This is a genomic window from Niabella yanshanensis (genome assembly GCF_034424215.1).
GTDB classification, from domain to species: domain Bacteria; phylum Bacteroidota; class Bacteroidia; order Chitinophagales; family Chitinophagaceae; genus Niabella; species Niabella yanshanensis.
On sequence record NZ_CP139960.1, the window covers coordinates 4,443,856 to 4,465,568 of the forward strand.

Genomic DNA, 21,713 nt, shown 5'->3' on the forward strand with positions numbered 1-21,713 from the left:
GGCTTCTTTATTTTTGAGAAAACAATTGCTTATGAGAACCGCACTGTTAGCTGCATCAATACTGGTTTTCTCAACTTTTTCCTATGCCCAGGGTTTTGGCGATCAGGGCACCATTTTTCTAAAAGGAAACGTCAAAAACTTTAAGAGCAAATATTTTGAGTTTGCACAAACCGGTTTTCTAAAAAACGAGTCTTCCTCTTTACTGGTGGATGAAAAGGGCAATTTTGAGCACCGGTTCATCATTGAAGGAAAGAGGCAGGACTGCTACCTGTATTTAAATAATGACGCTATTACATTTACAGTAGAGGATGGTGATACAATATATATTAACTGGGATCATAGTCGTTTCAGGGAAACTTTTCAAATCAGCAATACTAAAAAAGACAGGAACGATGCTTTAGGCATTCAATGGCAGCAGTATTTGAAATTCAGAGATCCTTTTGGGAAATTAGGAGATGAGTTGTATAATAAACGAAAAAGCCTGTCTTTACAAGATAAGTTTTCATTGGTAAATACGCTTTTTAAACAGGAGTTTGAGTTGCTCGCGAAAATGGCTCATCAATGCAAGGAGTCTGTCTTCTGTTCCAGTTATCTTGATGTCTATTTTAAATACGTGAATATTCTGCGCAGTGAGAACTTGTTGAGCGTTTCCACTTTACAAACTGATACAGAGTTATTAAACGATCAAATTTCAAAGGAACAGAATGAACGACTGAAAGATTTAGTGAAACAGATACATTATAAGGGACTTCGAGACCGGTGGTTTTGGATGTCTGATCAATACCGGGAGTTTTTATATAATTACCCCAGGTTCTCCAGTCTCTTTAATTCTTTTTCAGGCATTATAGATGAGTTTGATCCCACTTTAAGAAATTATTACAGGGCCAAAGCTGAGATACCTGTCAAAATCATCAGGGAATGGTTTGTTAGCAAGAACATATTGAATGATTTTAACTGGTATCGATTTAAAAATGTAGAACAGGTTTATCAGCTGTTTGTTAAAGAACTTACTGATTCGACCTTGAAAGATCGGCTCACTCAGGGCTACCAGGCCGCAGCAACATTGAAGCCAGGGAATATGGCGCCGGAGTTTACTTTAAAAGATGATGAAGGAAATAGGGTGTCCTTATCTCAATTTAAAGGGAAAGTGGTATACCTGGATTTTTGGGGTGTGGGTTGCGGGCCTTGTATCTATGATATTGAAAACTATTCGAAAAAGTTTCACGAACGGTATAAAGGCAAAGACATTGTATTCGTGTCGGTTTGTGTAGATGCGAACGAAAAACAATGGAAGAGTGCCCTGGCTAAGTATAAGATGGAGGATCAGGTAAACCTGATAGCAGAAGGGTGGACCGAACATCCGGTTTGTAAGCTATATAATGTGGCAGGCATCCCCCACTATTTTTTAATCGGTAAAGACGGTCGGATCATTAATAATAATGCAGGCCGTATGAGTGAATTGCTGGCGCAGGAGCAAAATGAAATTGATAAAGCGCTTTAGATATAAACGTTTTAACAGAGTAATTACCGGTTATAAAAATGGGAACTACAAGCTCATGTTAAACTGAAGTAAGCAACTTCGTTTTTCATCAGACTTATTGAAACTAATTCATATGAAAAAAATACTGATAGCAATGCTGGCCTTGTTGGTGCAGCAGCTACACTACAGTGCGACTTCTTTTCCTGCTTATGTTTGATAGGACAAGATGGCCGGGTTTTCGACAATCATGCTCCAACAATGGGAGAATTGTTGAAGGAGCGTTCAAATATTATCGACAGGGCACTCATGGTATACGACGAGTATTAGGTTCCCATTAATTAGAGCCAGGTAGCAACATTCTTGTAAGCGCTATGCTAAATTTATGCCCCGTAAAATGGAGTGCCGGTTGTTTATTCTGGCATCGCATGCTACCCAGCCATACGCCGGTGTGAAAGCAAGGCCATTTTTAAAGGGGCCATTTTCATATACAAGGTTCTTAAAACCAATTGCCCACTTTTGAGTTTAGGTTCCGGCTTCCCAAATCAATGCATAATGCCGTAGTGTTTCCCATGTTTTTCGAAAATGCGGATGGAACGGTTTTTCCGGTTGTGCCATATACCGGTAATATCATAGTCTGAAGGAGCACAAAAATATAGAAGCAGTGTAAATAAGAGGATCGTCATAAGTAAAATAAGATGCTGGTTTATAAAGGAAAAGCAGGTGAGAATTTCTTATCAACAACAATCTTTTATGGCTGTATGCATAAATTAGTCTATTATAAAGCAGACTAATTGGAATATAAAATTTTCTCTTAATGCTTAGGTCAGAGTAGAAGTTAAAAGCAGCTTAGCATGTACGCTGGTAAGCATCACTACTACCAGCCAAAATAAAGCCCCGCTATAGAAGCGAGGCCTGAATAAATTTTAAATGAGAGTTTTATTTCCCTTTTACCACCAGCGTGCCTGCCAGTTTATCGTGCAGGGTTTGTTTCTTATCATCCCATAACATCATGAAATATCCTATAAGTAAGATAATTGTTGATAGTATAGTGGCAAAATAGCGGCCAGTAGCGTTTAAGAAAGATATACGTTCACCGTTTAAGCTGGTAACCTTAATGCCTAAAGCTCTTTTACCCAGAGTAGCCTGCCAGGGACCAGAGATCATCAGGGCCATGTATAGCCAGTTAATTACTAAAGAAAGTAAGTTCGATGTGCTGAAATAAGCCGCCGACATCGTGGATCCAAAACCTTCATTCTGACTCATAGCCATCAGTTCTTCGGTATCAGGGGCTCCAATTATCATTTGTATCACGCGGCCTATTGCGTATAAGATGATTCCATCGATAAAAATAGCGGCAAATCTTTCCCAGAATCCTGCATAAACAACGGTGGGGTGAGTATTGAACAGGTTAGACTCTCCCTGGTAGGAGAAATTGCTTGTTGGTTCGGTCATAGTTGTAAAGTTTGTAGTTAATATTTATTCTAAACTAGAACAAGTTTTTTAAATCAGCAACATAATTGTGTAAAAATAATGGCATCCTTTGATGGGATGCCATGGATGACTTATTTATGTGATGGGTAGTGTTCCTGACGCTTAATTCGTTGTAGCACGATTTCCTGCCTGCAAGTCGGCATAGCCGAAAACCCGCTGCAATAACGGGGTAGTACGCGCCGAAAGATTGGACCGGATATCTGCTTCCTTATCAGCTACATAAAGAAACATAGCATCTACCGCCCTGGCCGCAATAAACTCATTGAGGCTGGGTTCCAGTTTTTTGCTGATCAATGGAATAGAATTGTACGCTTTTGCTAAAGTGTTGTATTCATTTCCAGCCCCGGTGGTACGTACCGTACTATCTACAATCGGGCGAAAGGCTGTCATGAGTTGTGGACTCATAGCGCTTTTGAAATACTGGGTGGCTGCATTTTTGTTCCCGCTTAATAAAATGCCCGCAGCATCTCCTATACTCATGTTTTTTACTGAGTTTAGAAATATAGGTTTGGCTTTTTGCACCGCCAGTGACATGGCATTGGTGTACTTGGCCGTTACATTATTCACTACCTGTGTCAGTCCCAGGTCGCGCAAGGTCTTTTCAATTTTTGCGGCTTCGCCGGGAAAAGCAAAACGAACCAATGCATTACCCTGGTTAGGATTGGCAAATGCATCAAAGCCACTAAACAGGCCCTGCGTTAAGGCTTCTTTTAAACCCTGTGCTATTTCAAAATTGGAAAGTGTACCGGCTACATTTTTCAATGTGTCACAGCCGGAAAAGAAAAAAGTGCTGCTCAGCGCAAAAACAAATAATAGTCTTCTCATGTTTAATCTGTTGTAATTATTCCCGTAAAATTAATTCATTCTGGGGTCAAGAGGAGCATTAATGATCAACTCATATTCACCACCCAGGTCTTTCAGCACATCTTTCCACAATTCTTTTTCATTACCGGAAAAAATAAATTTGGCGGGAGCGGGGGCAACAATCCAGGTTCTCTCTTCCATCTCAGCCTGTAACTGGCCGCCACTCCAGCCGCTATAGCCGAGAAAAAATCTTATTTTATTAAGGTCGGCGGTACGTGAGTTGATCAATTCGATTACTTTATCAAATTCTCCACCCCAAAAAAGCCCTTCCCCTATTTCTTTGCCGCCCGGAATAGCATCAGGGTATTGATGTAAAAAGTGCAGCGTGTTAAGCTCAACAGGCCCTCCCTCGAAAACAGGTATTTTAAAGTCTTCCAGTTCCGGTACCAGCTCCTCTATGGCATAATCTAATTTCCGGTTCAGCACAAACCCAAAACTGCCTTCTTCACTGTGCTCACAAAGAAATACAACTGTTCTTAAGAAGTTGGGATCGTCCAAATGCGGATTCGCTATTAATAATGTTCCACTGGCGGGTTCTATCATGCAACCAATATAGGGATTTTTTACTAAATCTTTGGCCCGCGGGGACTTTTATAAAAAGTTAAATATAGGGTGCTTTTAAGGTATTCATGTTAAGCTTCGCTGCTATTATTATATTTGCTTTTGTGAAAAGATTATTCTCGTCCATAACTGTCTTAATTACGCTGTCTTTAGTGGGTATTATTGTGATGCAGGTGTCGTGGTTAAAGAACCTGATTACACTTCGTGAAGACCAGGTAAAACAGGAAATCGATAATGTATACCAGGCGCTCAGTAATGAGTTTGGACAAAAGCGTGATCAATTGATTAGCGAAGCCAGTCAGAACTATAGCAACCTTTTTTCCCAAAGAAATTTTTTTGATCCCTTTAAAACTATTTCAATTGGCGCTAAGCTGAGCACAGTTGAGATTGAAAAAATTGTACAGCGCGAGCTGGAAAAAGCCGGCTTAGGGAAAATGAAATATGAGTATGCTTTTTTATCTGGTTTAACCGGACGGCCGAATATAGAGAAACAGTCTCCTGATTTTTTATTGGCTATGGAAGATAGTCTGCATAATTATAGCCCGAATTATAGCCTAATCCGATCCCAACCAGGATCAGCATCTGATGGGATTACTAAAGACGAAGCTTTTGCATTGATTATTCTCAACTGGAAGTCGCATGTTACGCAATCTATTGTCTGGAATCTTTTAATGGCGATACTGTTTACCCTGGTTATAGTTGCTGCATTTTATCTTACTGTTTACACCATGCTGCGGCAGAAAAAGCTGGGCGAGATAAAAAATGATTTCATTAATAATATGACCCATGAGTTTAAAACGCCTATTGCTACTATTTCGCTGGCAGTGGATGCTCTGAAGAATGAACGGGTAATGGGGGATAGGGATAAGCTTAATTATTTCAGTGGTATTATTAAGGAAGAGAACCAGCGAATGAATAAACAAGTGGAAACTATTTTAAAAGCATCACAGTTTGAAAAGCGGGAGGCTGAAATAGATTTAAAGCCCTTGCATGTACATGAGGTTATTGAGAATGTAGTGGATAACTTCCAGTTACAGTTGCATGAGAAAAACGGGGATTCGGTTCTCAGCCTTGAAGCTACCAAAGACCTGATCGATGCCGATGAAGTACATTTTACCAACCTGGTTAATAACCTGATCGATAATGCAGTTAAGTATTCCAAGGACAATGTTCCGATACAGCTAAAAATATCTACCTCCAATACCTCTAATGGTATTGTGATTAAATTCGAGGATAATGGAATCGGGATGAGTCGTGAAACTCAAAAACGTATTTTTGAGAAGTTTTATCGCGCTCATACCGGTAACCTTCACAACGTGAAAGGCTTTGGTTTGGGGCTGAACTATGTTAAATCTGTAGCCGATTCCCATAACGGAACCGTAAAAGTGGATAGCGTTTTAGGCAGAGGGTCTGTATTTACCGTAGAATTTCCTTTGGCGAAAAATTAGAACCTGTTTTTCCACATCATGCTTTCCACCGGCTTTTCGGGCTGGCTGCTATACTTCGCGTTTTTCTTTTGGTTATATTTTATTTCAATATCCCCTTCCACAGGGAAATAAATTAATTGCCCCACTGGCATGCCTTTGTATACTTTCACCGGTTGCTTCACAGATATTTCCAGCGTCCAGTGCCCGCAAAAACCTACATCGCCCTTGCCGGCAGTAGCATGAATGTCTATGCCCAAACGTCCGGTAGAAGACTTTCCTTCCAGGAAGGGAACATGCGCGTGCGTTTCTGTATATTCAAGTGTTACACCCAGGTAAAATATATGCGGATATAGAACAAATCCCTCGTCGGGTATTTCGAAGTATTCTATTTCATTGTGCTTTCTGGCATCTAATACATGTGCCCGGTAGGTAGCCAGCCATTTACCCAGATGGATATCATAGCTGTTACTGCCGAGGCACTCCCGGTCATAAGGCTTAATAACGATGGTGCCTTTATTCATTTCCTCTTGTATCCTGATGTCTGAAAGAATCATTTTTTTTGATTGACTGTTGGCGAATGCCCATGGACTTACCGGCCATCGACTATATTTGTGCAATATAAAATTAATAGCCGCACTATGCCTGTTTTTTTTCAACAAGATATTAATGAGCATACACGACTGGGTATCTGGAAGATAGACGAGGAGGAGGCTTATTTTAAGCAACTGGTACCTCTGCATCGCGAAGTGACACATCCTCATAAACGATTACAGCACCTGGCAGGACGGTTTTTATTGAAGTATCTTTTTCCCGATTTTCCTTCGCAGCAAGTGAAAATAGCCGATACCAGAAAACCCTTTTTAAGTGATGAAGCTTACCATTTTTCTATATCTCATTGCGGCGATTATGCTGCGGCCATCGTGAGCAAACATAGCAGGGTGGGTATTGATATAGAAATTCCCACTGACAAGGTATTGCGGGTAGAGCATAAATTTATAAGACCTGATGAGCAGGAATGGCTGAAGCCTTTAACGCTGGAAAAGGCCACGCAGGTATGGAGCGCCAAAGAAGCCGTATACAAATGGTATGGAGAGGGATTGGTAGATTTTAAACAGCATATTCAGCTAAAGGGCTACAAAAGCGCCAGTGTGTTTAATTGTTATTTTAGTAAGAATCAAACGGCAATGGATATTCACCTGGCCGTATTGCCTCCGCTTTGCCTGAGCTTTATATACTGCACATCATCCTGAAAAAGATAGGGTTTGTCTGCTATAGTGGTTCGTCGAAATCTAATAGGTTAAGGTCTACATTTTCCAGGCCGCTAATACCGTCAATGGAACCTCGTATATGTGTAGCATTGAGCAGTACTTTTTCCAGCTGTTTTTCTCTTGCTTTCCACAATCGTTCCATCGCATCTCTTTCTTTCTGAATACTCATTTTCATGCTCAGAAATCCTTCCCGTATCGCCTTCCATTGTTCTGCAAATTCCGGACTGGTTAAATAGCTATACAGCATATTCATCTTATCACCCTTGTTTTCCTGGCTTTTGGAAGCGTTGTAAATTCTAAAAATACCGTCCCGTAAAACCGATGCCAGGGCCCTGGCTTCCGAAAAACTGCAGATCCACACGCCATCTTTTTCTCCAAAGCAATCCATTTCTTTAGGGTAGCGGCGGGTTACTAAAATGGCCATGTCTGCTCCCAAAGATCGCATATCTGCCTTTAGCTTTTCGATCCACTCACCCCCAAAGTTTTCAGCGCGTTTGCTTTCCCAGATGATGCGCCCGCATTCAGCGCCCAGGTTGTTTCGAACTACCTGTATACAGTCTGCGCCCCGCACGCCTTTGCCTACTTCCTCAATCCGGTCAAATGGAAAAGAAGTGCTGAGCAATTCTTCGAGCGCCAGCTCCTGGCTTTCTCCCTGCAATTGCATGGAGCCCTGTTCCGCCTTGCGTTTCATTTCATTGGCCAGCTTTTTCTGGTCTTCCAATTGCTTTTCCAGTTCCCTCAATTTGAGCTGGTATTCTGTTTCTTTTTGGGCCGACTTATCTGCTTCTATTTTTCGCAGGCTTTCGGCCAGTCTTTCTCTTTCTTCTGTCAGTTTCTTTTGAAGCGTTAGTTCCAGTTCGGCTTCCTTATTTTTTAATTCCTGCTGTTGTTTCAAAAATTCAGTTTCGCGCTGCCTGGAAAGCTTTAATTTCTCTTCATTTTCCTCGTTGACTTTTTGAAGCAGGGATAGTTTGTTTTCAAAATCACCGCTTACACTCTTCGTTATTTGTTCTTCGAGTTGTTTTTGCAAAGAGGTTTTCTCTGCCTGCAATTTTTGCAGCCATTCGGCTTCTTTCTTCTGAAGCTCAACCTGGTGCTCTTCGGTTTTTTTTCGTTGCCAGTCCGTAACCTTTGCACGAAGTTCCTTTTCCACTTCTTCCCTGATCGCTTCGTTGGGTTCAAATTCGCTGCCGCAGCTGGGGCATTTTATTTTTGTAGACATTGATGCAATTTCAATAAATTATTGATAATAGAGAAATTCAAAATTGTCTTGCATAAAAACAATAGCCATCCCGTTGAGGATGGCTATTGCAACTAGCTAAAACAGTGGTACTGATTAAGCTTCGTTTTCTTCTTCCGTTTTTAAATCATACTGCTTTGCATTCAGCAATTCTTTATTAGTTGCTGCGTAAAATGTATTTACATACCTGCCTATGGCGCTCGTAAGCGATGCTGCCTGTTCTATATTTGTTTTAGATATTGTTGTAGTGTCTGTCGGAACGCTTGTTGTATCTGTCGGAGTGGGCGTTTCCGTTGTATCAGGCACAGGCGTTTTTGTTGTGTCTGTCTGAGCCATGGCCGTTCCTAAAATAAAAGTAGAAGCTGCTACCAGTACAAATTTTGTTGCAATTTTTTTCATGATATAAAGGTTTTAAAGTTTAATAATGATCACTTAGCTGTCTGGTTAGAGGAGCAAGTGTCTTCGATTAATAAAACGCAATATTGATACCATTATATACAAAGGTTTAGTTAATAGAAACTATAATATTTCTAAAAGAGGGGCTATTTTTTTAGAAATATTAAATGGGTCCATCTAGTAATGTTTTATACTTTCTAAAATAGATCTTTACGCATGATTATTAATTGTCTTTATACCGTTGTTAAAAAGAAAAGCCCCACATTTAGTTGTGGGGCTATAACTATAAGTTTTATTATTTATGCCAGCGGTTCAAGGTATTGAGCATACGCATATCCCTCTTCTCCGTCCTTAGTGCGAACCGACCACCAAAGATCGTTGGCTTTACTTACTAAAGTGATGATTTCATCTTTAGCGGCTTTGCCAACAATAGGCTGATCGGTGCCGGGTCCTTTCCTGATATTCAGGTTCGACTCCTGTGTAATAACACGGGCCTGGCTGCCGGCTTCTGCCCTGGCATTCACATTTAGTATTAAATCTCCGCTTGCATAATTAGGGTCGATCTGGTTATAAACGTCCCAAAGCTGGTCTTTAGCTGCTCCGCTTGGAGCATCGCCGTCAATATATAGTACGCCATCCTGCTCTCTGACAGCTAGGTTGCTTACACCTGCTGCATTGGCAGCGTCAATTAATGCCTGGTATTTGTCCTGAAGTGCCATAATATTTTTTTGATTTGTTAGGATTGTGATTCAATAAACAAGTAGCGGATAATGTTGCATAGGTGTATTCCTGTAACATCTCCATCAGCAATCTACTTATTTTACAGTTAAGCTTTTGCTTTCAACTTTTTTAGGCTTAGTGGACTGAACTTTTTGCATCAAAGTTTTCAAGTCGTTTTTCGCAATTTCGCCTGTTAGCGTAACCACTCCGTCAGTTACAGATGCCTGTACGGTAGGATGGTCTTTGATAGCATCGGTGATAGCAGTTTTTAAAGAATCGTCAGCTGTGATAACTACCGGGGCAGGAGGAGGTGGTGGAGGTGCAACTGAAGTTTGATTTTGCACACTTTTAATTCCTTCAACGCCTTTAACGGCAGATTCTGCAGCAGCCTGGGCCGCCGGATCTTTCAATTCACCAGAGATCGTTGCTACGCCATCTTTTACTTCTACCATTGCGCCTGTTAAATCAGGATTTGCGCTGATGGCGGCTTCAGCAGCAGTTTTAAGATCGGCGTCGCTTTTGCCTTTGCAGGAGGGCAGGGCAAACGAGAATGCAACAATGGCAATAATGGCCAGAATTCTTTTCATTTTCATTGAGATTTTAGTAGTTATTAAAAAAAAATGCTAAGCGAATATAATCGAAATCGATGCCAGTTTTCAGCCACCAGGGCTAATATTTTTATTATTATTGTAATATTAACACACGGCATTCTTTAAGGCTTCTTTGTCCGTTAAAGCAATCGCTTTGGCATCTGTCTTAATAAAGCCTGATTCGATAAATTCATTTATGGTCTTATATACTGTTTCATAAGCGGTGCCCACATAAGCGGCTATATCCTGCCGGCTGGCGACAAAGGCGATAAATCCTTTTTCGTTGATCCCGAATTTGTTTTCCAGGGCCAGCAATGCATTGGCTAATCTGGCCCTCACTGTCATATGAGCCAGGTTACGCATCCTTATTTCAGAATGCATCAGCTCATCAGCCATGAACATCATAAACTGGTAAGCAAAAAGGTGATTGGTTTTGAAAGTAGCTTCAAAAAAATCAAGGGTAATATATATCAGTGTTACAGGTGTGAGGGCGGTAGCTGTAATAGGGTATTGGTTAGTGGAGCTGCTTAATCCGCGGTGTCCGAGTATGTCCTGGTTATGGGCAAACCTAAGAATCAGCTCTTTTTCCTGGTCCCATAATTTATGCACTTTAACAACACCGTTCAGCATAAAGTAAATACCACTTACCGGGGCGCCTTCCGTAAAAATAATTTCTCCTTTTTTATAGTGATGTACCTGTGTATGGGTGTCGAGCGCCGGCCACCACTCCTTCATACAATATTGATGTAGAAAAGAATATTGTGTCTCAACGGTTTTTTTTATACGCATAATCAATAAAGATATATCATCTTCTTTATTTATGCGCGTGGTGTAAGAACTGGTGTACCTGTTTCTGAACGGATAATTCGGTAGCCAGGTTTACCACTTCACCGATAATAATAATAGCGGGGTTTTCCAGTCCTGCATGTTGTGATCTGAAATAGATGTCTTTTACTTGTCCTGTTATCATCTTTTGATGGGGCAAGGTACCGTTTTGTATAATAGCAGCCGGAGTCTCGCCTTTCCCGTGTAGGGCGAAGAGCTCTGTAATTTGCTCCAGCTTGCTCATGGCCATTAATATAATAACGGTAGCGCTTGATTGGGCTGCTAATTGAATATCTGACGAAAGGTCTCCGTTTCTGGTGGTGCCGGTAACCACCCAAAAGCTTTCGTTGGTGCCCCTGGCTGTTAGCGGTATCATTTGTGATGCAGGCACGGCCAGGGCGCTGGAGATGCCGGGTACTACTTCAATCTCAATTCCTGCACCTTGTGCGGTTTCTATCTCTTCCCAGGCGCGTCCGAATACAAAAGGGTCGCCTCCTTTCAATCTTACAACACATTCACATTTTTGTGCATATTCTAATATAAGGTTATTGATCTCTGACTGGCTTAAAGCGTGGCAACCAAATCTTTTGCCCACAAACTGCCTTACACAGCGGGGGTTACTGTAAGATAGCAGTTCATCATTGGCCAGGGCATCATATAGTATTACATCAGCCTCACGCAGTTTCTTTATTGCTTTTACGGTGATCAGATCCGGATCTCCCGGACCTGCGCCGATTAAAATTAGTTTGCTCATAATGTATTATAAATAAATATATGTAATATTATTTTATTAAAAGTACAAAATATTATTGTTATTGTATTATATTTGATATATAAAATTATTAATTATTTATTCTTTTTTGAACTGATTTCTTGAAAATAGTTTATATAGTTTAAATGTTAATATAAATATTGCCTGCCATTTTTCTTAAATCACAAAACGACATTTATGAAAGTTGTTGTTATTGGTAATGGTATGGTAGGCCAGAAATTCTGCGAAAAACTGCTCTCTAAAGGGATTCCGGATTTACAACTAACTGTTTTTGGTGAGGAAACCCTCGCTGCTTACGACCGCGTACATCTCAGCTCTTACTTCGCCGGGAAAACGGTGGAGGATCTGACACTTCAGCCGGTTAAATGGTATGAAGAAAACGGGATAGACCTGAGGTTGGGTGACCCGGTTCAGGAAGTAGATCGTTTGAAAAAAAACGTGACATCGTTTGAGGGGCTTAGTATTGCATACGATTACCTGGTATTTGCTACCGGCTCTGCTGCATTTGTACCGCCCATCCCGGGAGTAGATAAGCACGGCGTATTTGTGTACCGTACAATAGAGGATTTGAATATGATCTGGCGCCATGCGGCTACCGCAAAAACGGCGGTAGTGATTGGCGGCGGACTGTTAGGCCTTGAAGCGGCAAAAGCCTGCCTCGATCTGGGTATTAAAGATACGCATGTCATAGAGTTCGCACCCCGCCTGATGCCCAGGCAGATTGACGAAGCAGGCTCCGAAATATTGATCCAGAAGTTGAAAGAGCTGGATATCACCACCCATACGGGGAAAAATACAGCAGCGATCCTGGGCAATGAAACCATCAAGGGAATGATCTTTACAGATGGTACTATTTTAAGTACCGATATGCTGGTAATATCTGCAGGTATAAAGCCCAGAGATGAGCTGGCCCGCGCCTGTGGACTGACTGTTGGTCCCAGGGGTGGTATTGTAGTAAATGATCATATGATTACCAATGATGAGCACATTTTTGCCATAGGAGAATGCGCTTTACATAACTCGATGATCTATGGACTGGTAGCTCCCGGATATGAAATGGCGGATGTAGTGGCTACGCAACTGGCCGGTGCTGCCAAACAATTCCCGGGATTTGATATGAGCACCAAACTTAAGCTGATCGGTATTGATGTGGCCAGCTTTGGTGATCCTTTTATCTCAGGCGACGAAGCCAGAACTATTGTATTCCGGGATAATCACCGCGGTATTTATAAAAGGATCAACTTCTCGAATGATGGCAAAGAGTTATTAGGTGGTGTTCTGGTAGGAGATGCGGAAGCTTATAATATGTTATTGCAGATCTGTAAAAACAAAATGGCCCTGCCTCCCGATCCGATGGACCTGATCATCAAAGCAAAAGAAGGAAGCGCAGATGCGGGAGCCGGCGTTGTGGCTTTGCCCGATGATGCTCTGATCTGCAGCTGTGAAGGCGTAACCAAATCAGATATATGCAATGCGGTTACTGAACAGGGGTGTGAAACCGTTGATGCCATCAAAAAGTGTACGAAAGCTGCTACCGGTTGCGGAGGTTGCGCACCAATGGTGAAGGACATTATGGTACACACCATGAAGCAGCAGGGCAAGTTGGTGCGTAATGTACTTTGCGAGCATTTCGGTTATTCCAGGCAGGAATTATACGACCTGGTTAAATTGAGAGACCTGCATAGTTTTGATGAGGTGCTGGATACTTTGGGTGAGGGTGATGGCTGTGAGACCTGCCGCCCGGCGATAAGCTCTATATTAGCCAGCTTATGGAATGAGCTGATCGTTAAAAAAGAGAGCGCTACGTCTCAGGATACCAATGATCGTTTCCTGGCGAATATTCAAAAAGGAGGGACCTATTCGGTTGTACCGCGTATTCCCGGTGGAGAAATAACCCCCGATAAACTATTGGTGATTGCCCAGGTAGCAAAGAAATACAATCTATACACCAAAATAACCGGTGGCCAACGTATTGATATGTTCGGTGCCCATTTAAATGATCTGCCTTCCATCTGGGAAGAGCTGATTGAAGCGGGCTTTGAAAGCGGACATGCTTACGGGAAATCACTGCGTACCGTTAAGAGCTGTGTGGGCAGTACCTGGTGTCGGTTTGGTTTGCATGATAGCGTGAGTTATGCTATACGCATTGAAGAACGTTATCGCGGACTTCGTTCTCCTCATAAATTAAAGTCGGCCGTATCCGGTTGTATAAGGGAGTGCGCAGAGGCGCAGTCAAAAGACTTTGGTATCATTGCTACAGAGAAAGGCTGGAACCTGTATGTATGCGGAAATGGTGGCTCCAAACCGCAACATGCTTTACTATTGGCAACCGACCTTGATTCTGAAACCTGTATTCAATACATCGACCGTTTCCTGATGTTTTATATTAAAACCGCTGACCCGCTGACCCGTACCGCCACCTGGCTGAACAAAATGGATGGTGGTATCGACTACCTGCGTAATGTAGTGGTGCATGATAGTCTTGGAATAGGCGCCGAGCTTGAAAGGGAGATGCAGCTATTGGTAGACGCCTATCAATGCGAATGGAAGAACGTGGTGGAAACACCAGAGCTCAGAAGTCAGTTTACTCATTTCATAAACGCCCCCAAAGAAAAGGATCCTACCGTACAATTTGAAGCGATGCGGGATCAGAAAAAAGCTGCCACCTGGTAAGCGCTCCGGAGCACGACTTCTTTAATCATCTAACAACTATCTCAAAACTATTATCTATGTCCAATCAAAATTGGTTTCACGTATGTAGTGTGCAGGATATGCCACATAATGGTGGTGTATGTGTAAAATATGGCGAGCATCAGATAGCACTGTATTATTTCACGCACCGTAACGAGTGGTACGCTTCTCAAAACCTCTGTCCTCACAAACAGCAAATGGCATTGAGCCGTGGTATGTTAGGCTCCCAGCAGGGTGAACCCAAAGTGGCTTGTCCTTTTCATAAAAAAACCTTTTCCTTAAAAGACGGGCACTGCCTTAATGATGAGGCTTGTAGCAGTATCAAGGTATACGATGTGCGGGTTAAAGGCGGAGAGGTTTATATCGATGTAAAGGATATGGATCAACAGGCAATGGTGCATGCACATCGGCAGGAAACAGTTTCTCCTAATATCTAAACCCCAAGCAGATGAGAAAATTACTGAAACCACTAACAACATTAACATTAACACTTAGTCTTTTTAACGCTGGCTGGTCGCAAAATCCTTCCGCCAGGCCGGTATTGGCAGTATGGGATGGTATGGTAATCGCCGGCTATGTTGATAAAGGTGCATTTGTCAACTTCGGAGGACCTTGTATTAAATTTGCCAGCAAACCTTATGTTATAACGCTGGGAATGTTACCCTCGTTCCGCATTAAAGAAGATAAGGTGGCCGCGGGTGCAAAAAAGAATTCGCCGGTTACGCCCAATTTGGGTGCAGGGGTAAGTTTTGCTTATAAGCACCTGGCGTTGCAGGTTCCCGTGTATTATAATGCTAAAACAACTGCAGCGGACGGCCGATGGCATGTTGGTATAGGGGCAGGTTACCGCTTCTGAAATAAAAACCTCTTAACTCTATTCTATTTAATTAATAAACCGATTGATTATGAGCTCAGTTAATACAAAACCCCTCAATAAGTTGAACGTGTTTTCTTTTAAGGGAATACAGATGCGTACTTTTCATATTACCTGGTTTACCTTTTTTGTTTGCTTTTTCGGATGGTTTGGGCTGGCGCCTTTAATGCCTACGATTAAAGAAAATTTGCAACTCGATAAATCGCAAATTGGCAATATTGTGATCGCTTCTGTTTCGGGAACCATAGTTGCCCGTTTATTGATAGGCCGCTTATGTGATACCTGGGGTCCGAGAAAAACGTACACTGCATTACTGCTGATTGGCGCCATACCGGTAATGTGTGTGGGCTTGGCCGAAAGTTATACCAGCTTCCTTTTATTTCGCCTGGCTATAAGCGTTATCGGAGCTTCCTTTGTGATCACACAGTTTCATACGTCCATGATGTTTGCGCCCAGCATTAAGGGAACGGCTAATGCTGTTGCAGGTGGTTGGGGTAACCTCGGCGGTGGAGTTACTAATATTGTAATGCCGTTGATATTTGCGGCTATTGTAGGCGCCGGCTACACCGGTAATGAAGCCTGGCGCCAGGCTATGATCTTTCCTGGCCTGATGATGTTAATTGCCGCCTTTCTTTATTTTAAATATACCAAAGACACACCTGCCGGAAATTTCGACGAAATTGAAAGGGTTAAAGAAAAAGGAAAGACAGACTATAGTGTATTAAAAGACTGGCGGATCTGGGCTTTGACATTGGCTTATGCTATGTGCTTTGGAATGGAGATCACCTTCGATAATATAGCAGCGCTGCATTTTGTGCAGGAGTATCAACTGGATCAACGTTCTGCAGGTTTCTGGGCTGGTGTATTTGGATTAATGAACTTATTTGCACGGGCACTGGGCGGTATATTTGCAGACAGGATTGGTAAATCTTATGGCATGCGTGGCAAGGGTATATTGCTGGCGGGCGTATTATTACTGGAGGGCATTGGGTTGATACTATTTGCCCGGGCAGGATCACTGCCTTTGGCGATCATATCCATGCTGTCTTTTGCCTTGTTTCTTAAAATGGCCAATGGCGCCACTTATGCGATCACCCCTTTTATCAATGAAAAAAATGTGGGACTTGTAAGTGGTGTAGTAGGGGCCGGCGGAAATTTAGGCGGCATGCTCTTTGGCTTTTTGTTTAAAAGTCCTTCCATCACCTATAGCCAGGCCTTTAGGTATATTGGTATTATAGTAGTGCTGGTAGCCTTTATTGTTTTGCTGACCCGCTTCGCAAAAGTGAAGCCTGCTGCTGAGCCGGTAACTGTATTGGAACCGGTAGCCTGATACCGCATAGAACCTGCCTGACCTCTGACGATTGCTGCATTTAAACTGATAAACGTAATGAGCAACCTTACCATTCATTCTCCCGGTGAAAATAGCAAGGGTATCACAACTACCTGTTGTTATTGTGGTGTGGGCTGTGGAATAGAAGTGGCCAAGGATAAGCTGGGACGGGTAATCGTAAAGGGAAACGAAAATCACTCCGTAAATAAGGGAATGTTATGCAGTAAGGGTATGAACCTGCATTATACGGTAAATGATACCAGCGACCGGTTGCTTTACCCTGAAATGCGCTATGCACGTAACCAGCCCCGGCGGCGGGTTTCTTGGGATGCGGCCCTCGAACGTACTGCAGCCGTCTTTAAAACCTTTATAGAAAAATATGGTCCGGATTCAGTTGCCTTCTATGCTTCGGGGCAGTGCCTCACGGAGGAATACTATGTAGTCAATAAGCTCATCAAAGGGTTTATTGGCAGTAACAATATAGATACCAATTCCAGGTTATGCATGAGCAGTGCCGTGGTAGGGTACAAAATGAGTTTGGGCGAGGACAGCGTACCCGTGAGCTATGATGACCTGGAGATAGCCGATGTTATTTTTGTGGCGGGAGCCAACCCTGCATGGTGCCATCCGATACTATGGCGCAGGGTTGAAGCTGCCCGTGAAAAAAATCCACAGCTTAAAATTATTGTAAGTGATCCCCGTAAAACACAAACCTGCTCCGCGGCCAATGTGCACCTCCAGCTGAACCCTGGAACGGATATTACGCTGCATCATGCCATTGGCAGGGCATTGATCGAAAATGGCGATATCAATTCAGATTTTGTTAAACAGCATACCGAGGGATTTGAAAAATACCGCGATATTGTTTTTGAAAGAACGGTCGCAGAGGCCGCTGCTATCTGCGGCGTTGAAGAGGCGCTGATATGGGAGGCGGCTTCCTATATCGGTAATGCAAGAGGTTTTATCACCATGTGGACCATGGGGCTGAACCAGAGCGTTGTGGGGGTTAATAAAAACCTTTCGCTGATCAATTTAAACCTGATTACTGGTCATATCGGGAAACCGGGTTCGGGTCCCTTGTCTCTTACCGGTCAACCCAATGCTATGGGAGGCAGGGAGGTTGGCGGGTTGTCTAACCTATTGCCGGCGCACCGCGATTTAACGAATGAACAGCATAGAGCCGAAGTAGAGGCATTTTGGGGGGTGCCTAAAGGCCGGATCCCTGCAAAGCCGGGTCTTACGGCTACCGAAATGTTTGAAGCCCTGGAGGACGGGAGGCTGAAAGCTATATGGATACTATGTACCAATCCGTTGATCAGTTTGCCTGATGTAAGACGGGCTGAAGCAGCGTTAAAGAAAGCAAAATTTGTAGTGGTGCAGGAGGTGAGCAATAAGCCGGAGACCCTGCAGTATGCTGACGTTATTTTTCCGGCAGCTGCATGGACTGAAAAAGAGGGCACGATGACCAATGCCGAACGCAGGGTGAGCTACCTGAATAAAATCACAGCAGCACCAGGTGAAGCCTTGCCTGATGCTGAAATTATTTGCCGTTTTGCCCAAAAAATGGGCTTTGCCGGTTTTGATTATAGTAACGCTGCGGAGATCTTTGCAGAGCATGCCGCATTGACCAGGGGTACTAATATAGACATGAGTGCGCTGAATTACAGCATCCTGAAAGAGAAACTAACGGTGCAATGGCCTTACACAGATGTTCATGCAAAAGCACAGAATGATGATGAAGCTTCCCTGGGAACGAAAAGATTGTTTGCTGACCGTCAGTTTTATACCACCAGTAAAAAAGCGATCATTCACTCTTTTGAGGATGTAAATAAATCGGAGGCGCTAAGTGCTGATTTTCCGCTAATCCTTACTACAGGCCGCATCCGGGATCAGTGGCATACCATGAGCAAGACGGGGAAGGTAAATAAGCTGAAACAGCATATATCAGCTGCCTTCCTGGAAATACATCCTGATGATGCCTTGCAGAGAGGTATCCGGGAAAATGCGCTGGTCGTTATTAAAAGCCGGCGTGGTGAAGTGCAGGTGAAAGCGAAACTTTCGGGGGATATTAAGAAAGGGGTTGTTTTCCTGCCTATGCATTGGGGGAAGGTGTTGAACAGCGATTTGAACCGGGCTAATAATGTTACCAATAACCTGCTCGATCCGAAGAGTAAAGAGCCGGATTTTAAATTTACAGCCGTTGAGGTCAGTCCTTTCAAAAAGCCCCAACAAAAAATAATTGTCGTAGGTGCCGGGGCGGCAGCCTGCGGTTTTGTAAAATCTTACCGGAATATAAATACCGAAGATGAAATAGAAGTATTTAGTAAAGAGGCTTTTCCTTTTTATAACCGGGTGCTATTGCCGGACTATATAACCGGGACCTTACAGTGGGATAACCTGGTTAAAATGACCGATGCTGAAGAGTATGCTTACCAGGTAAAATTGCATCGGGGTGTCAGTATAATATCCATTGACCGGGAAAATAAAACAGTTACCGATAGCGATGGAAGGGTGCATGCTTATGATATATTGGTCCTGGCAACCGGTAGCCGCTCTGCCATGTTGCGTGATGTGCCGGATATGAAAGGCATTTTCACGATGCGTAACCGTTACGATGCGGATCGCTTTTTAGAACATACCAAAGAGACTCCGGGAAGAGTGGTGATTGTAGGTGGTGGACTGCTGGGGATAGAGTTGGCCACATCTTTAAGAGAAATTAATGTAGCATCAACGGTAATTCAACGTACTTCCCGTTTAATGAACCGGCAGTTAGATCCATTGGGCAGCCAGCTACTGCATGAGGAGTTAGCAGATAAAGGCGTGGAGGTTTATTATAATGATGAAATTGAGCGATTCCTGGGTATGACAGCTATTACAGGACTTAAGCTTAAAAGTGGTTTGACGATCCATTGCACTACTGTGGTAATAGCTATTGGTACTACGCCTAATATAGAGATAGCCCGGGAAAGCAACTTGCAATGTAAACGCGGAGTGGTGGTGAATGATTATTTGCAAACCAGTGACCCATCTGTTTTTGCGATAGGGGAGATTGCGGAATTCAAAGGTGCATTATATGGCATCACCGCAGCTGCAGAGCAGCAGGCAGAAATAGTAGCCAGGTATATGAATGGTGATATTGCGCAGTTTTACCAGGGCTCTTTGCTGATGAATATCCTGAAAATTCACGGAACAGATCTTTGCTCTTTAGGAGAGGTAGAGTGCCCGGATGATCCTGCTTATGAAGAAGTGGTGTTTATTGATAAAGCAAAGCGGTATTATAAAAAGTGTATTATTCATAATGATCGTTTGATCGGGGCTATCTTAATTGGAGATAAGAATGAGTTCCTGGAGTACCGGAGTTTGATTGAGAATCGGATAGAGTTGAGTGAAAAGCGACTTCAGCTGCTTCGTTCCGGTAAAGGGGCCGAGCCGGTTATTGGTAAACTGGTATGCAGTTGTAATAATGTAGGTGAAGGTAACCTGGTGAACAAAATTAAGGAAGGCTGTACCGATCATTTACAATTGTGCCAGCTGAGTGGCGCAGGCATGGGATGTGGCAGTTGCCGGCCGGAAGTAAAAGCGATCCTTGAAAGGACGTTGGACCTGGTGCCTGCAGACAGTAAGAAGATTCAACAAATAAGCGCTTAATGAAAGGCTATCATACCATAAAGATCAATTGTAAGGGAGGAATTATATCTCCCGGTGAGCTGCTGGATATTTTGAATGTAGTCTCACAGGCGGCTGTGAAGCAGGTGGGATTTGGTTTGAGACAACAGCTGCTGATCGATGTGGAAGAAAACCTGGTCGGTAAGCTGGCGGAAGGATTGGGACTTTTAGATATTGCTTACGAAGTTGATAGGGATGAGCATCCTAATATAGTAAGTTCTTACCCCGCTGAAGAGGTTTTTATTAACAATAGCTGGTTGAGCGAAGGGGTGTATAAAGATATATTGGACGAGTTAGACTACCGGCCCAGGTTAAAGATCAATATCTCAGACAGCAATCAGAGTTTTACACCTTTACTTACGGGTAATATCAATTGGGTAGCTTCCCCGCGTAATCCCCACTTCTGGCATCTTTTCATTCGCTTTCCAAAAACCAATAGTGTATTTGAGTGGAACGAAATGGTATATACCAATGATGTTGCCCGGATCTCGCGTGATATTGAAAACATTATTTATAATGATACTGCGGCATTTGTTCATAACCCCTCTGCTGATGGAGGAGCGCTGTTTGATGTTGTTAAAAAGGGTACCTACATAACGCGAACCGCAAATGAACGTATGGTATTGCCTGCTTTCAATCTTCCTTATTACGAAGGATTTAACCGTCATAATAATAAGTACTGGCTGGGTGTGTATAGGAGAAACGAAATGTTTGCGGTATCATTTTTAAAGGAACTCTGTCAGCTGTGCTTAAGTACCAAGCTGGGGCAGCTTTGTTCAACACCCTGGAAATCGATCATTATAAAAGGGATTGACGAAAAGGATAAGCATTGGTGGAGCAGCCTGTTGGATCAACATGAGATCAACATGCGTCATGCCGCCAATGAGCTGAATTTCCAGGTGGAGGATAATGATTATGGCGCTAAACGATTAAAGACATGGCTGGTGCGTAAGCTGAATGCAATGGATGCCCGCACTTTTGGTATTTGTATAGGAATCAAAACGCGTAAGGGGAGTGAGATATTCAGCAGTATTCTCATTAAGCGAAAACCGCTGGTAAAAGTGCTGGGTAAAGGGTTCTTTTATGTGTACGATATTTTATGCTCCAAAGATTTTAATCCTAATGAGCGCACGGAAACGGTATTTATTAGCAATATTACCCGCTGGCACCTGGCGTCTGAGTTGCAGAACGCGGTTTTATGGTATTATAAGAGGAAGACAGAGCAGCGGGTAGCGCCACCCCAACCGGTTCCGGCTACCGTTAAGCCTGTAAAAGAGCCGGGAGAATGGCCTTATCAATGTACACATTGTTTAAGTGTTTATGATAGTATATATGGAGATCCGGACCAGGGAGTGGTAGCTGGTATTGCATTCCGGCAATTGCCGGATACTTATTGCTGTCCTACCTGCGAAGCACCAAAAAAGGATTTTAAGCGGATTTCATTGGAGTTTGTAGGTGAGCTGTGAATGGTCCCCATAGATGTAGCGATGATCCATGAACTATGAACCATGATCCCGG

At 43.0% G+C, this 21,713-nt stretch carries 19 protein-coding genes; 9 read left to right on the top strand and 10 right to left on the bottom strand.

Annotated elements, in window-relative coordinates:
• Positions 1-31: 31 nt before the first annotated feature.
• Positions 32-1,501, top strand: a complete 1,470-nt coding sequence (locus U0035_RS18530) for a TlpA family protein disulfide reductase (RefSeq protein ID WP_162817915.1) — start codon at positions 32-34, stop codon at positions 1,499-1,501.
• 915 nt (positions 1,502-2,416) lie between these two features.
• Here U0035_RS18530 and U0035_RS18535 read toward each other — a convergent pair.
• The 3 genes from U0035_RS18535 to U0035_RS18545 all read right to left on the bottom strand — a co-directional run bounded on the left by U0035_RS18535 (position 2,417) and on the right by U0035_RS18545 (position 4,378).
• Positions 2,417-2,932 (bottom strand): RDD family protein, encoded by a 516-nt coding sequence (locus U0035_RS18535; RefSeq protein ID WP_114791548.1) that lies wholly within the window; start codon positions 2,930-2,932, stop codon positions 2,417-2,419.
• A 141-nt stretch (positions 2,933-3,073) separates the two neighbouring features.
• Positions 3,074-3,796 carry a DUF4197 domain-containing protein gene (locus U0035_RS18540; protein ID WP_114791547.1) on the bottom strand — a complete coding sequence of 241 codons (723 nt, stop codon included), beginning with the start codon at positions 3,794-3,796 and terminating at the stop codon, positions 3,074-3,076.
• Between the two features lie 30 nt (positions 3,797-3,826).
• Complete coding sequence (locus tag U0035_RS18545) at positions 3,827-4,378, bottom strand: YqgE/AlgH family protein (RefSeq protein WP_170138311.1); 552 nt, start codon at positions 4,376-4,378, stop codon at positions 3,827-3,829.
• A gap of 122 nt (positions 4,379-4,500) precedes the next feature.
• Here U0035_RS18545 and U0035_RS18550 point away from each other — a divergent pair, with 122 nt between their 5' ends.
• Positions 4,501-5,844, top strand: coding sequence for a sensor histidine kinase (locus U0035_RS18550; protein ID WP_170138310.1), 1,344 nt, complete (start codon positions 4,501-4,503; stop codon positions 5,842-5,844).
• Here the strand turns inward: U0035_RS18550 and dcd are convergent.
• On the bottom strand, positions 5,841-6,377 hold the full coding sequence (dcd, locus tag U0035_RS18555) for a dCTP deaminase (protein ID WP_114791545.1): 537 nt from the start codon (positions 6,375-6,377) through the stop codon (positions 5,841-5,843). The genes U0035_RS18550 and dcd overlap by 4 nt on opposite strands.
• Before the next feature lie 84 nt (positions 6,378-6,461).
• Between dcd and U0035_RS18560 the strand changes: the two genes are divergently transcribed.
• Positions 6,462-7,073 carry a 4'-phosphopantetheinyl transferase family protein gene (locus tag U0035_RS18560; RefSeq protein WP_114791544.1) on the top strand — a complete coding sequence of 204 codons (612 nt, stop codon included), beginning with the start codon at positions 6,462-6,464 and terminating at the stop codon, positions 7,071-7,073.
• 19 nt (positions 7,074-7,092) lie between these two features.
• On the opposite strand, the gene U0035_RS18565 is transcribed toward U0035_RS18560, so the two are convergent.
• The 6 genes from U0035_RS18565 to cobA form a co-directional block, all read right to left on the bottom strand.
• The gene (locus tag U0035_RS18565; protein WP_114791543.1) at positions 7,093-8,313 is read right to left on the bottom strand and encodes a DUF2130 domain-containing protein; all 1,221 of its coding nucleotides are present in this window, start codon (positions 8,311-8,313) and stop codon (positions 7,093-7,095) included.
• 114 nt (positions 8,314-8,427) lie between these two features.
• A complete protein-coding gene (locus tag U0035_RS18570) occupies positions 8,428-8,730 on the bottom strand; it encodes a hypothetical protein (protein WP_114791542.1) in 303 nt (100 codons plus the stop codon).
• A gap of 296 nt (positions 8,731-9,026) precedes the next feature.
• On the bottom strand, positions 9,027-9,446 hold the full coding sequence (locus U0035_RS18575; protein ID WP_114791541.1) for an SH3 domain-containing protein: 420 nt from the start codon (positions 9,444-9,446) through the stop codon (positions 9,027-9,029).
• A 96-nt stretch (positions 9,447-9,542) separates the two neighbouring features.
• On the bottom strand, positions 9,543-10,034 hold the full coding sequence (locus U0035_RS18580) for a BON domain-containing protein (RefSeq protein WP_114791759.1): 492 nt from the start codon (positions 10,032-10,034) through the stop codon (positions 9,543-9,545).
• Between the two features lie 108 nt (positions 10,035-10,142).
• Positions 10,143-10,772, bottom strand: a complete 630-nt coding sequence (locus tag U0035_RS18585; protein ID WP_162817914.1) for a Crp/Fnr family transcriptional regulator — start codon at positions 10,770-10,772, stop codon at positions 10,143-10,145.
• Positions 10,773-10,851: 79 nt separating this feature from the next.
• Positions 10,852-11,616, bottom strand: a complete 765-nt coding sequence (gene cobA, locus U0035_RS18590) for a uroporphyrinogen-III C-methyltransferase (protein WP_114791539.1) — start codon at positions 11,614-11,616, stop codon at positions 10,852-10,854.
• Positions 11,617-11,811: 195 nt separating this feature from the next.
• Here cobA and nirB point away from each other — a divergent pair, with 195 nt between their 5' ends.
• The 6 genes from nirB to U0035_RS18620 are packed head-to-tail and all read left to right on the top strand — an operon-like array spanning position 11,812 to position 21,661.
• Complete coding sequence (nirB, locus tag U0035_RS18595) at positions 11,812-14,307, top strand: nitrite reductase large subunit NirB (RefSeq protein ID WP_114791538.1); 2,496 nt, start codon at positions 11,812-11,814, stop codon at positions 14,305-14,307.
• Positions 14,308-14,363: 56 nt separating this feature from the next.
• Positions 14,364-14,762 carry a nitrite reductase small subunit NirD gene (nirD, locus tag U0035_RS18600; protein ID WP_114791537.1) on the top strand — a complete coding sequence of 133 codons (399 nt, stop codon included), beginning with the start codon at positions 14,364-14,366 and terminating at the stop codon, positions 14,760-14,762.
• An 11-nt stretch (positions 14,763-14,773) separates the two neighbouring features.
• On the top strand, positions 14,774-15,181 hold the full coding sequence (locus U0035_RS18605; protein ID WP_114791536.1) for a hypothetical protein: 408 nt from the start codon (positions 14,774-14,776) through the stop codon (positions 15,179-15,181).
• Positions 15,182-15,230: 49 nt separating this feature from the next.
• The gene (locus U0035_RS18610; protein ID WP_114791535.1) at positions 15,231-16,529 is read left to right on the top strand and encodes a NarK family nitrate/nitrite MFS transporter; all 1,299 of its coding nucleotides are present in this window, start codon (positions 15,231-15,233) and stop codon (positions 16,527-16,529) included.
• A gap of 57 nt (positions 16,530-16,586) precedes the next feature.
• The gene (locus tag U0035_RS18615) at positions 16,587-20,177 is read left to right on the top strand and encodes a nitrate reductase (RefSeq protein ID WP_114791534.1); all 3,591 of its coding nucleotides are present in this window, start codon (positions 16,587-16,589) and stop codon (positions 20,175-20,177) included.
• The gene (locus U0035_RS18620; RefSeq protein ID WP_114791533.1) at positions 20,177-21,661 is read left to right on the top strand and encodes a rubredoxin; all 1,485 of its coding nucleotides are present in this window, start codon (positions 20,177-20,179) and stop codon (positions 21,659-21,661) included. Before U0035_RS18615 ends, U0035_RS18620 begins: the two co-directional genes overlap by 1 nt.
• The last annotated feature ends 52 nt before the right edge of the window (positions 21,662-21,713 follow it).